The organism is Kineosporia rhizophila (assembly GCF_021277265.1).
In the GTDB taxonomy this organism is placed as follows: Bacteria; Actinomycetota; Actinomycetes; order Actinomycetales; family Kineosporiaceae; genus Kineosporia; species Kineosporia rhizophila.
In genome coordinates this window covers 116,640-129,326 of sequence record NZ_JAJSOH010000017.1, presented here as the reverse complement: position 1 = coordinate 129,326, position 12,687 = coordinate 116,640, and the positions used below count along the sequence as shown (strand labels likewise).

The window sequence follows — 12,687 nt, the reverse complement described above, 5'->3', positions numbered from 1 at the left end:
CGAGGGCGGAGCCGGGCCTCGACAGTGCGCCGGTGCGACCGGCCCGAGGTCCGCCGATCAGGTCTCCATCCGCTCCGACCGAACTGCGGCCTGACACCGGGGAAGGTGTGTCAGGACGCCTCGGGCGGCTGGAGACCTCATCGTCGGCGAGTCGGGCCGGCCGGTTGTCCAGCAACTGGATGCTCGGATTCGCTCGTCGTCCGCGGCGCCCTACCCGGCCTGTTTCCAGATGGCCGGGCGGGGCTCGGAGGTCGTGCTGGGGTCAGGAGCGCGCGGGGCGCGTCGTCGGGACAGTCGGTCGGGCAGTGGGCCGGCTGGGGCAGCGGCCGGACGGTCACATCGCGTGGTGCTCCTGCGGGGTGGCGTGTGCATCAGACGGGCCATCAGAACAGTCCCGGGACGACTTCCTCGGCCTGCTCGGCGAACGCCTGCTCCTGCTCGTTCAGGTACGACTCCCAGGCCGCCAGGTCCCAGATCTCGATCCGCTCCCCCGCACCGATCACGGCGCAGTCGCGGGTCAGACCGGCGTAGGTACGCAGCATGGCCGGGATGGTGACCCGGCCCTGCTTGTCGACCGCCTCGTCGGACGCCCCGGAGAGGAACACCCGCAGGTAGTCGCGCGCCTGTTTGCTGGTCACCGGGGCCTGCCGCAACTGGCCGGCGATACGGGAGAACTCGTCGACCGGGAAGACGTAGAGACAACGCTCCTGCCCTCTGGTCACGATCACCCCTGCCTCCAGTTGCTCGCGGTACTTCGCCGGAAGGATGAGCCGGCCCTTGTCGTCGAGGCGAGGCGTGTGGGTGCCGAGGAACACCGGCGGTCCCCTCTCCTCGCCCCTCCCTGTTCAGAGCAGCTGGAGCGTGAGGCGTCATCCGTGAAACTCCTCTCCGCTCCAGTGGCCTCCACATTACTCCACTTCCCCCCACACGCAATGGCGGAACGGCGGATTCCACCGCCGCCACCTGCACGAACGTGCAGGTCAGAGGGCCAGGGGCGGAAGTGGGGAAGGTTTGCGGCCGGGTGTCACCGCGACCTTGACAAGAGCCGCCCGATCGGTCATATGTCCCCTTCGAAGCGCCTTGGGCCCGTTCGCGGGGCCCGGCGTGGAGCAGAGTGGGGGATGCGGAAGGCTTGAGGACGCCGGTGGTGGGGGAAGGTGGGGAAGCGTGGCTCCCGCCCGGGTCGGGTCCGATCCGGGAAGGGACGCTTGCTCGGGAAGGAACGCTTACCCGGGAAGGGACGCTGCAGGATGCTTCAGCGTTTGAGAGACTGATCGGCACCAAGCACTGCACTCGTACTTGCTCGATGTAGACGCACGACTTCTGCCGGGCCTACCCGGACGACAGGCACCCCCGGCCGTGAAGGTCCGGGAGGCACGGAGGCTGCACACGTGACGACCATGGCCGGCCCGCGGGAACTGGAGTACCTCGCCGGGGTGACCGGAGCTATCAAGGCAGCGATCGAGTCGGTCATCGAGGGGAAGCCCGACGTGGTCGACCTCGCCGTCACGGTGCTGCTGGCCGAGGGGCACCTCCTGGTGGAGGACGTCCCCGGCGTGGGCAAGACGATGCTGGCCAAGGCGATGGGCCGGGCGGTCGACTGCACGGTCCGGCGCATCCAGTTCACCCCCGACCTGCTGCCCAGCGACATCACCGGGGTCAGCATCTACCGGCAGGAACGGCACGAGTTCGAGTTCAAGCCGGGCGCCGTGTTCGCGAACATCGTGGTCGGCGACGAGATCAACCGGGCCAGCCCGAAGACCCAGTCCGCGCTGCTCGAGTGCATGGAGGAGCACCAGGTCACGGTCGACGGGGTGACCCACCACCTGGAGAGCCCGTTCATCGTGGTGGCCACCCAGAACCCGGTCGAGATGGAGGGCACCTTCCCGCTGCCCGAGGCCCAGCGCGACCGGTTCATGGCCCGGGTCTCGATGGGCTACCCCTCGGCCCACGCCGAGCTGGACATGCTCGGCCACCACGGCGAGCACGACCCGCTGGCCGGCCTGCGCCCGGCCTGCGACGCCAACACGGTGCGCTCGCTGATCGCGGTCAGCCGCTCGGTCTACGCCGCCGACGGCATCAAGGAGTACGTGGTCAACCTGGTCCGGGCCACCCGGGCCAACCCCGAGCTGCGCCTGGGCGCCTCGCCGCGCTCGGCCCTGCAGCTGCTGCGGGCGGCCAAGGCCCGGGCCGCGATGAGCGGGCGCGGCCACGTCATCCCCGACGACGTGCAGGCCCTGACCCCGCTGGTGCTGGCCCACCGCCTGATGCCCAGCGCCGAGGCCCAGCTGGCCCGCCGTACCCCGGCCGACGTCCTGACCACGATCCTCGGCCAGGTACCGGTCCCCGCGCCCCGCGCCTCCACCAGCACCGCCTGGCCGGCATGAGGTCGGTGGTCTCCCGGGCCCGCGCGGCGCTGTCCGGGCTGACCACCCGGGGCCGGTCCTTCCTCTCCGCCGGGGTCGCCTCGGGCATCTGCGCGGTCGTGCTCGGCCGCCAGGACCTGCTGCGGATCGCCGTGCTGCTGCTGGTGCTGCCGCTGGCCTGCGTGTACATGCTGACCCGGGCGCACTACCGGATCGGCCTGACCCGGACCACCACCCCGGCCCGGGTGTCGGTCGGCGCCCCGATGCGGGTCCGGCTGGAGCTGCAGAACCTGGCCTCGATGCGCACCCGGGTGCTGTTGGCCGAGGACCGGGTGCCGCCCGCGCTCGGGGCCCCGCCGCGCTTCGTGCTCGACCGGATGCCCGGCGGCCAGCGCGCCGCCGTCACCTACTCGCTCACCGCCGCCATGCGCGGGCGCTACCCGATCGGGCCGTTGCGGCTACGGGTCACCGACCCGTTCGGGATGTGCGAGCTGACCCGCTCGTTCACCGGCAACGACCACGTCACCGTGGTGCCCCGGCTCTACCCCCTGGTGCCGCTGACCGCCGGCGGCACCTGGGGCGGCGCCGGCGACTCGCTGGCCCGGGCGGCCGCGGTCAGCGGTGAGGACGACATCGCCACCCGGGAGTACCGGGAGGGCGACGACCTGCGCCGGGTGCACTGGCGCTCGACCGCCAAGCGCGGCGAGCTGATGGTGCGGCGCGAGGAGCAGCCCCGGCAGATGCGCGCCACGGTGGTGCTGGACACCCGGGCCCGGGCCCACCGCGGCGAGGGCCCCAGTTCCTCGTTCGAGTGGGCGGTCAGCGCGGCCGCCTCGGTGGCCGTGCACTTCGCCGAGGAGAAGCACGGCATCCGGCTGCTGCTCGACGGCCGGCCCGCGAACTGGTCCAACCCGCACTCCGGCGAGGCCTCCGGCGAGCTGCTCGAGCGGCTGGCCATGGTGCAGACCGGCGGCGACGAGGCCCTCGACGACGCGATCGGGGTGCTGCACCGGGCCGGCGGCGACGGCCTGATCATCGCCGTGCTGGGCGAGATCGACGAGTCCACCGCGCTGCGGCTGGGTGAGCTCGGGCTGGCCGGCCGGGCCGGGATCGCGGTGCTGCTGAACACGCCGGAGTGGTCGGCCGGTGCGGTGCGGGGCTCGGCCCAGAACCGGCAGCGGGTCGCCGGCCTGCTGCGCGAGGGCGGCTGGGCCGTGGTCGAGGCCGGGCCGGAGCAGTCGATCGCCGACCTGTGGAGCGGTGCGGCGGGTACCGCCGCGGCGGCCGGGGCCGAGGTGCATGCACCGCGGGTTCCCGCCGGTGGTGCACACCCCACAGCTTCGGCGTCTACTAATGGCCATGTGAACGGTTCGGGCGGTTCTGGCGACGGCTTTGGGCGGCTGCTGGCATGAGAGACGGATCCGACGAGCGGATGGCGGTGACCGCGGCGGCTGCCAGCCTGGTGGCCGCCCTCACCCTGGCCCCGCTGATCAAGGGCACCACCTGGCTCTTCGCCGCGGCGATCATGGTGCTGACGGTGATGGTGACCGGCATCGTCGCACGCCAGCTGGCCCGCGGCTGGTGGCCGGCCGTGGTCGGGCTGCAGGCGATCACCCTGTTCCTGGCCATCGTGGTGCTGTTCGCCCGGGGCGAGCTGGTCGACCCGCCGGGTGCCGTGCGGCTGCTGTCCGACATGCTCCAGGCCGGCATGCAGGTCACCCAGAGCCAGTCCCCGCCGGTCGACGCCGAGCGCGGCATCGTCCTGCTCGTGGCCGGCGGCGCCGGGCTGGTCGCGCTCGCGGTCGACATCCTGGCCACCTCGTTCCGGCAGCCCGCGCTGGCCGGTCTGCCGCTGCTGGCGATGTACTGCGTGCCCGCCGCCCTGCTCGACGACGGCCTGCCCTGGTACCTGTTCCTGGTGGCGGCGGCCGGTTTCCTGCTGCTGCTGTCGGCCGACGCCGGCGACCGGGTGCGGTCCTGGGGCCGGGTGCTGGCCTCGGCCGGGCAGCGGTCGGCGGCCCGGTCCGGCGGTGACACCGGCCTGGCCCGGGGCGGGCGCCGGGTGGGTCTGGCCGCGGTGGCGATGGCGGTGGCCCTGCCGGCGGTGGTGCCCGGCCTGGACAACCAGCTGCTGGGCGGTTCAGGAGACGGCGACGGCGGCTCCGGCGGCACCGTGATCACCCGGATCAACCCGATCCTGGACATGCGCCGCGACCTGAACGACCCGGTCGACACCCAGCTGCTGCAGTACTCCACCACGGTGCTCAACCCGGAGCCGCTGCGGATCGTCACCGACGACCAGTACGACGGGCGCACCTGGCGGCCCAGCAACAAGGACATCCCCCGGGCCAACAACATCAACAACGGCATGCCGGACGCACCCGGCCTGACCAGCGGGGTGGCCACCACGGAGGAGGAGTCGAGGATCCGGATCTTCCGGCTGCGCGAGACCTACCTCCCCCTGCCCTACCCCACCCGGCAGGTGTCCGGGCTCGACGGCGAGTGGCTGTTCGACAAGGAGACCCTGAACGTCATCGGCAACGAGGTGGACACCACCCAGGCCGAGTACACGGCGAAGTTCCTCAGCGTCTCGCCGACCTCCGAGCAGCTGGCCGGCGCGCCCGAGCCGCCGAAGGACATCGTCGACCGCTACACCGACCTGCCCGACGACATCCCCCAGGTGGTCGAGGACACCGCTCGTGAGGTGGCCGGCAACGGCACCCAGTACGAGCAGGCGGTCCGGCTGCAGGACTACTTCTTCCGCGACGGCGGCTTCCGCTACGACACCCGGGCCCCGCAGAGCGAGGACGGCGACGGCAGCGCCTCGGCGATCGTCGACTTCCTCGACCAGAAGGTCGGGTACTGCGTGCACTACGCCTCGACGATGGCCGTGATGGCCCGTCAGCTGGGCATCCCGGCCCGGGTGGCGGTCGGCTTCCTGCCCGGCAGCGTGCAGACCGAGAACACCCGGATCATCTCCTCCCGCGACGCCCACGCCTGGCCGGAGCTGTACTTCGAGGGCGTCGGCTGGGTGCGCTTCGAGCCCACCCCGCGCAGCGGCCAGGCCCCGCCGTCGTGGACGATCCCGCAGGAGGAGGACGACGACTCGACCACCAGCGAGGACACCAGCACCACGACCGCGCCGGAGACCGACGACGAGGGTGCGAGCAGCTCCTCCGAGGCCGCGGTGCCGGACGAGCAGGAGGTGGCGGCGGGCGCCCAGCAGTCGGACGGGTTCAGCGTGCCGTGGCAGCCGATAGTGGCGCTGCTGGTCGTTCTGCTGGCTCTGGCCTCTCCCCGGGCGGCTTCCTCGCTGGCAACCCGAAAGCGCTGGCGTAGGGCCGGAACCCCGCCCGCTCTGGCAGCGGCCGCCTGGGACGACCTGCGGCTGGGTCTGAGCGATCTCGGCGTGCGCTGGGCGGCGTCCTGGACGCCGCGAGCAGTCCGGCAGCGGCTGAACGACGACTACCAGCTCTCCCCGGAGCAGGCCGAGGCCCTCGACCGGCTGGTGGAGGAGCTGGAGGACGCGTTCTACGCCCCGCCCTCCGATGCTCCGGGCCGTCCGGCTGCGGAGCGCAAGAAGGACGTGGCGCTGATCGTGGGTGCCGTGGCGGTGCAGAAGTCGTCGCAGACCCGGTGGCGGGCGCGCTTGTGGCCGGCGTCGGGAGTGAGTGCCCTGGCCGCCCTGGGGCCCTGGTTCACCTCGAGGTTCCAGCGGGGTTCGTCCGTGGACGACTCCGACGACCTCGATCCGGACACCGATGGCGCTACCCGCCCGCCGCGCGCACCACAGCAGAAGGCCGGTAGCGGCGCTCGATAGGGCTCAGGAAGAGCTCTCAGTAAGAACTTGAGGACGTCGTCCGGCACCCGAGTCGCTCGGGTGCCGGACGATTCGCGTCCCCGGCAACCCGGGACTGGGCTCTCCAGCCGGCTATGAGGGTGCTCGTGTTCGCCCGTCCATCACCTGCGGTTCGCCCTTACGGGCGGGTGGATCGGGCATGCTCTGGTCGAACAGGCTCCACAGGGCCACTCACGGGCCAAACAGCACTTGGCGGTACCGCGTGCTGCGGTACCGCCCATGAACCCTGCATTCAGCTTGAAGGCCCCGCCAGGCGGGGCCCCTTGCTATCAAGCATCTTTCATGCTGTGCTGCGGCGCCGGGTCAGCGTTCGTCCCGGCGACGATCCCACCGCTGTTCAAGGCGCTGCATGAAGCCCGCCTTGTTGCGGTTGTTGCGTTTCACCGGGGGACGGACCGTACCGGCCGCATTGACAACGCCTACTGGACCTCTGCGCTTGCTGGACACGGCATACGCCGTACCACCCAGCATGCAGACGAAGCCGAGCACCCCGATCGGGATGTTGTTGTTGGCTACGCCAAAGACGAGCACTACGAGCCCGAGCACGATACCCGTGCCCCCAATAGCAAGCCGCCGACCGGCCCCTGGCCGTCGGTTGGCGCCACGCATTGCCGAGGCGAACTTCGGATCCTCGGCATAGAGCGCGCGCTCCATCTGCTCAAGCAGACGCTGCTCGTTATCGGAGAGCGGCACTTCGACCTCCTGACGGTCACACCGGTCGTTCCACATGCGTTCCGGCGATGGTCACAGAATAGGTCGCACTCGCCTACCGCGAAAGCCGATCGGCTATCCCACCCGGATGGTCTCCTCATTCTCGGCCGTCCGGAGGTAGGGCTTGATAGCGGCCGGGAGCACGTGCGGGGGTGGACCGGGGGGCCTGACGTGGTCGCGCAGTGTCCTCCTCCGAGGCAGGTTGCGCCACCAGGCTGGCGGGCCGGACCGCCCCGGCACCGAAGCGGGCGCTGGCCCGGTCGACCGCCCGCTCGGCCTCCCGCCACCCGTGCGACCGCTCGTCCAGGGCCAGCTGGTGGTGCCCCCGGTGGGCCTCGGTGAGCCCTTCCAAACGCACTCCGACCAGCCGTAATCGAGCGCGCTCGAGACCTAGGCGCAGATACAGCTCCAACGCCGTGGAATAGATCACCCGGGCCAGGTCGGTGTGCTCGGGCAGTGTGCGCGAGCGGGTGATCGTGCTGAAGTCGGCGAATCTGACCTTGATCACGACCGTCCGGCCGGCCAGCCCGGCGGACCGGGACCGGGCCGCGACCCGCTCGCTGAGCCGCAGGAGCTCGCGGCCTACCACTTCGGGATCGTCGACGTCTGTGCGGAAAGTCTCTTCGTTGCCGATGCTCTTTTCGGGTTGCTGGGGCACCACCGGGCGGGGATCAAGCCCCCAGGCGAGGTCGTGGAGCTGCCCGCCCACCGCCTCGCCGAGCGCGCGCCGCAGGGTCGCGGCCGGAGTATGAGCGATGTCGGCCACCGTCAGCAGCCCCAGCCGGCGTAGCGCCTCCTCGGTCTTCTCCCCCACTCCCCACAGTGCGCCGACCGGCAGGCTGTGGAGGAAGGTGACCGTCTCGTCGCGCGGGACCACCAGAACCCCGTCCGGCTTGGCCTGACCGGAAGCCAGCTTGGCCACGAACTTGGTCGAGGCGATCCCGACCGAGCAGGTGATCCGCTGCTCGTCGGCGATCCGGTCGCGGATCAGGCCGGCGATCCGGGTGGGCGGGCCCATCCGCCGGACCGCCCCGGAGACGTCGATGAAGGCCTCGTCCAGGCTCAGCGGCTCCACGAGCGGGGTGACGGCCCGGAAGACCTCCATGACGCCGCGCGAGACCTCCGCGTAGCGGTCGTGGTCGGGTTCGATCACCACGGCCTCGGGACAGAGCCGGCGGGCGCGCCCCATGGGCATGGCCGCATGCACGCCGCTGCGCCGGGCCTCGTAGGTGGCGGAGAGCACGACCGAGCGCCCGCCGCCGCCGACGATGACCGGGAGCCCACGCAGTTCGGGCCGGTCGATCAGCTCCACCGAGGCGTAGAAGGCATCCATGTCGGCGTGCAGGATCATGCAGCCGGAATCGTCGCCGGAGAGGCCGGAGCCGACCCGGCGGAAGGTGCGCCGGGTCATCGGCCGGAGCTCCCGGGGCTGGAGTGCCAGAGCTTGCGGGGAGGCTCACGACGCCGGCGGGCCTCCTCCCCGTGCCGCCCCTCCCCAGGCTGACTCTCCTCAGGCTGGCCCTCCTGGTCTCGGGTATCCCCATAAGACCGCCAGGCATCCGCACTGCGGCTCCGGGTCCCGCCTCCCCCAAGGCGCCCCGCGTCGTCTTCAGTTCTTCCCTTGCGTTTCTCCTCGCGACGACGGCGCTCCTCCTGGACGGACTCCTGCTCGGCCGCCATCATCCGGCGGGTCTCCTTGGTGTCGCCCCCTGGAGGGCGCAGATCGGCATAGGGCGACTGCCGGAACCCACTGGGATGCACGAGCACCCTGCGCCCTCTTTCCTCGCCTTGCCCCTGGTTCTCTGCGGCAGGCCGGGACTCGTCCGCGCCACGGAGGCGGCCGGGCGCGCCGGGGATCGGTATTCCGCCTTTGTCCCGGTCTCCACTAGGTAGGCCGCTGGGCGCTTCCCAGTCGATGGGCTCGGCCCCTGGCAGTGCACCGTCGTCGCGGCTGACTCCCAGGACACGGCCGGGAGTCGGCCCACCGGCGTCGGCCGGAACCATCCCGGCGTGAAAAGCGGTAGCCGGCAGTCCGGAAGGCAACGGGCGGCGGGCGTGGCGTTCGGTGGGCTCGTCGGCGTGCAGGATCTGCAGCACGCCCTCCAGCCCGGACTCCACCCAGACCTCCCAGAGCACAGGCAGTTCCCAGGCCCCCGTTGCCCGAAGTGACACCCCCCGTCTTCCGGTCTTACGGAGCACCCCCCGAACCACCAAGAGCCAGGAGTGGAACACCGTGCCCGCGTACGGGCCCTGGACGTCTTCGAAGAAGGTCGCGTCCACCGGGCCGGTCGAGTCGTCCAGGGTGAGGAAGACGACGCGGCGACCGGTCCGGATCGGCGGGGTCTGGGTGGCCCCCTTCACACCCGCCACGAGGATCTCTGCCCGGCTCCGACGCCCTCTGACGTCACGCGCCCGGGTGACCGCGAGCGCGTTCAGCATCGGCTCGTAGAACTCCAGCACATGACGGCTCGCGTCCAGGCCCAGTACCTCCAGCTCGGCCCGGGTGCGCTCGGCGCTGGTCATCTCCGGCAGACCGCTGGGGACGATCCGGTCCGGCGCGTCCCCGAGGTCGAGGGCGAGCTGCACGGACTGGTCCTCGGCCGAGAGCACGGGCGCGGCCGAACGGGACTGCCGGGCTGCTGCGCGGCGGACGCCGCTGCTGTCTCCGTTCTCCGGGTCCTGGGGATCCGGACCGGCCGGCTCCGGCTCCCGGCCACGTCGTCTGCGGGGCCCACCGTTCTCCACCGACCGGCTCCAGCGTTCGAGGTCGGCGAGCTGGAGCAGGAGGTCACGGCGGGTGGTGCTGTTCCGAGGCTGCACCGGCAGTGCATTGCCCAGGCCGTAGAGGGAGTCGAAGGCGCCGGTGATGACGAGCCGTTCCACGATCGGGCGGGAAATCCTTGCGCGGAGCCAGAAGTCGGACAACGAGTGGTAGGGACGATTGGCCATCACCCGTTCCACCTCGGCGGCGCTGATCCCCTTCACCTCGGCCAGGGCGAGCCGGATGCCGTAGGAACTGCCGTCCGGAAGCGCGACGGCAGACCCTGCCGTGCCCCCCGCCCTGGTGACCTGTGACCCGTCCATCGTTTCCGGGGTTTCTTCGGCGTCCTCTTCCAGACGTTCCACCCGGTAGGTGCCGTCGGAGCGGTTCACGTCGAGCGGGAGCACTTTGATCCCGAAATTACGCGCGTCGTCGAGGATCAGGCGCTTCGGATACATGCCGGGGTCGTGGGTGAGCACGCCGGCCAGGAACGCCGCCGGATGGTGCGCCTTCAGCCAGGCCGACTGGTAGGTGGGCAGGGCGAAGGCCGCGGCGTGCGCCTTGCAGAACCCGAACGAGGCGAAGGCCTTGAGCACGGCCCAGATCCGCTCGACCGCGTCGTCGTCGAAGGTTCGCCCGCCGTCCGGGTCGCGGCGGGCGGCCGCGTAGTGGCGGAACCACCGCTCGTTGCTCTCCGCCTTGGCCGGGACGCCCATCGCCCGCCGGAACTCGTCGGCCTCGGCCAGGTCGCAGCCGGTGGCGATGCTGACGATCTCCAGCACCTGCTCGTGGAAGACGACCACACCGCAGGTGCCCTCGAGCACCGGGCGGAGCGCGGGGTGCAGGTACTCGGGCTCGGTCCAGCCCTGCCGGGCCCGCAGGAAGGGGGTGACCATGTCGGACTTCACCGGGCCGGGCCGGAACAGCGAGATGTCGACGATCAGGTCGTGGAAGGTCTCCGGGGCGAACTTGCCCACCAGCTCACGCTGTCCGGGCGACTCGATCTGGAAGCAGCCGAGCGTACGGGTGCTCTGGATCAGCGCGAACGTGGCCGGGTCGTCGTGCGGCACCGCGTCGAGCTCGATCCGGCCGTCGGCGTCGAGGTAGTCCGCGGTCGCGTCGTGCCGGCCGGCCGTGACCGCGTCGGCCCCGTCCACCCGGGCGATCTCGGAGACCGCGTAGGACATCGCCGACTGCATGCGGATGCCGAGGATGTCGAGCTTGAGCAGGCCGAGGAACTCGACGTCGTCCTTGTCGAACTGGCTCATCGGGAAGCCCATCCAGCTCGCCTCGACCGGGGTGCGGTCGAGCAGCCCGCGGTCGGAGACCAGCACCCCGCAGGGGTGCAGGGCGATGTGCCGGGGCAGACCGTCGAGCTGTTCGACGAGGTCGAAGAGCATTCCGAGCCGCGGGTGCCCGAGGCCGGAGGCACGGAGTTCGGGCAGTTCGGCGATGGCCGATCGGACGTCACGGGCCCGGATGTGCGGGAAGGACTTGGCGATGGTGTCGACCTCGCCCGGGGGCATGCCCAGGACCGCGCCGACGTCGCGGATGGCGTGACGGGCCCGGTAGGTGTCCATCATCGAGACGCAGCTGACCCGGTCGCCGCCGAAGACCTCGAGCAGCTTCTCGTAGACCTCGGTGCGGCGGTCGGACTCGACGTCCAGGTCGACGTCGGGCAGCTGGACGCGCAGCCGGGTGGCGAACCGTTCCATCAGGAGGTCGTGCCGGAGCGGGTCGACGCCGGAGATGCCGAGCAGGTAGTTGATCAGGCTGCCCGCACCGGAGCCCCGGGCCGCGACGCGTACGCCCATGTCCCGGATCAGGTCGCAGACCTTGGCGATGGTGAGGAAGTAGACGGGGATGCCGAGGAACTGGACCAGGTCGAGCTCCTCCTGCAGCCGCTCCTCGATCCGCTCGGCCTCCCGCCGGCTCGCCCGCGGGTAGCGGGTGCGGACCTGGGCGCGGCAGCGTCGTTCCAGCTCGGCACCGGGGTCCTTGCCGTCCAGGCCGAGCACCTCGGGCTCGGGCAGGTGGGCCGCGTTGAGCCCGAGCTCCTGGAAGGAGTTCGGCATGAGACAGCGTGAGGCCAGCGACTCGGTCAGCGCGAGCAGCTGCCCGGCCAGACCGAGATCTCCTGCGGCCTCGGCGATCTCGTGAGCACGCAGAGCCATCTCGGCCTCCCCGGTGAGGTAGCCCTCGCTGGTGGTGCGGTCGAGGTGACGGGAGTCGATGGCGACCAGCCGGCGGGCCGCGTCGAGCACGTCGACCGTGACCGCGCCGTCGGGGGTGGCGTGCCGGACGGCGTTGGTCAGGACAGTCGGGACACCGACCTGACGGGCCAGGTTGAGCATGCGCACCGCGTGACCGAGGCTGCCCGGAGTCCCTTGCGGGCCACGGTGGTACACGATCTCCACCGCGAGGCAGGCCGGCGGCAGCAGAGCCCGCCAGTGCTCCAGCACGGCCCGGGCAAGATCCGCACGTCCGGCGAGGACCGCGCGCCCGTACTCCGAGTCCGGCCCGAGCAGGACCGTGAGCGCGGGCACGCCCTCGGCCTGGGCGTGCTCGGCGATCAGGGCGGCCGTACTGACCGGCTGCCCCCGCTCGCCCCGCAGGTGGGTGGCCGTGACCAGACGGCAGAGGCGTCCCCAGCCCTGGCCCGGCTGCAGTCCGGTGCCAGGGCCGGAGGCCAGCGCCAGCACGGTGACCCGGGGAAGACGAGGGTCCACGCTGGCACCGCCCCGCACCGGCACCCGGCGAGCGGGTTCCGGTAGTCCTGCTGACGGTAGTAGTCCTGCTGACAGTGTCGGCCTTGCTGACGATGTTCGCCCTGCTGGCGCCAGCAACGTTGCTGGTGCCGTCAGGGTCGTTGGTGCTGTAAGTCCCGCTGGTGCTGTCAGGGTCGTCGGTGCCGTAAGTCCCGCTGATGCCCGCAGTCCGGCTGAGGCTGGCAACCCCGTTGACGCTGGCAGTTCCGCAGGCAGTTCCGC

The 12,687-nt window shown here is 71.5% G+C and carries 7 protein-coding genes; 3 read left to right on the top strand and 4 right to left on the bottom strand.

What is annotated here, in order from left to right:
* Positions 1–383: 383 nt before the first annotated feature.
* A complete protein-coding gene (gene mraZ, locus LWF15_RS22940; RefSeq protein ID WP_232812964.1) occupies positions 384–815 on the bottom strand; it encodes a division/cell wall cluster transcriptional repressor MraZ in 432 nt (143 codons plus the stop codon).
* 585 nt (positions 816–1,400) lie between these two features.
* On the opposite strand from mraZ, the gene LWF15_RS36755 reads away from it, so the two are divergent.
* The 3 genes from LWF15_RS36755 to LWF15_RS22920 are packed head-to-tail and all read left to right on the top strand — an operon-like array spanning position 1,401 to position 6,186.
* Positions 1,401–2,387, top strand: a complete 987-nt coding sequence (locus LWF15_RS36755; RefSeq protein WP_269810691.1) for an AAA family ATPase — start codon at positions 1,401–1,403, stop codon at positions 2,385–2,387.
* On the top strand, positions 2,384–3,778 hold the full coding sequence (locus tag LWF15_RS22925) for a DUF58 domain-containing protein (RefSeq protein ID WP_232812963.1): 1,395 nt from the start codon (positions 2,384–2,386) through the stop codon (positions 3,776–3,778). The genes LWF15_RS36755 and LWF15_RS22925 overlap by 4 nt, the downstream gene beginning before the upstream one ends.
* Positions 3,775–6,186, top strand: a complete 2,412-nt coding sequence (locus LWF15_RS22920) for a transglutaminase family protein (protein WP_232812962.1) — start codon at positions 3,775–3,777, stop codon at positions 6,184–6,186. Before LWF15_RS22925 ends, LWF15_RS22920 begins: the two co-directional genes overlap by 4 nt.
* A gap of 342 nt (positions 6,187–6,528) precedes the next feature.
* On the opposite strand, the gene LWF15_RS22915 is transcribed toward LWF15_RS22920, so the two are convergent.
* The 3 genes from LWF15_RS22915 to dnaE form a co-directional block, all read right to left on the bottom strand.
* Complete coding sequence (locus LWF15_RS22915; RefSeq protein ID WP_232812961.1) at positions 6,529–6,918, bottom strand: DUF3040 domain-containing protein; 390 nt, start codon at positions 6,916–6,918, stop codon at positions 6,529–6,531.
* Between the two features lie 115 nt (positions 6,919–7,033).
* Entirely contained in the window at positions 7,034–8,347 is a 1,314-nt protein-coding gene (gene dinB, locus LWF15_RS22910) for a DNA polymerase IV (RefSeq protein ID WP_232812960.1), read from the bottom strand.
* On the bottom strand, positions 8,344–12,426 hold the full coding sequence (gene dnaE, locus LWF15_RS22905) for a DNA polymerase III subunit alpha (RefSeq protein ID WP_232812959.1): 4,083 nt from the start codon (positions 12,424–12,426) through the stop codon (positions 8,344–8,346). The genes dinB and dnaE overlap by 4 nt, the downstream gene beginning before the upstream one ends.
* Positions 12,427–12,687 lie beyond the last annotated feature (261 nt).

Coding starts and splice junctions, on each gene's coding strand:
- LWF15_RS36755 (WP_269810691.1), top strand. CDS start 1,401: ATGGCCGGCCCGCGGGAACTGGAGTACCTCGCCGGGGTGACCGGAGCT.
- LWF15_RS22920 (WP_232812962.1), top strand. CDS start 3,775: ATGAGAGACGGATCCGACGAGCGGATGGCGGTGACCGCGGCGGCTGCC.
- LWF15_RS22925 (WP_232812963.1), top strand. CDS start 2,384: ATGAGGTCGGTGGTCTCCCGGGCCCGCGCGGCGCTGTCCGGGCTGACC.
- dinB (WP_232812960.1), bottom strand. CDS start 8,347: ATGACCCGGCGCACCTTCCGCCGGGTCGGCTCCGGCCTCTCCGGCGAC.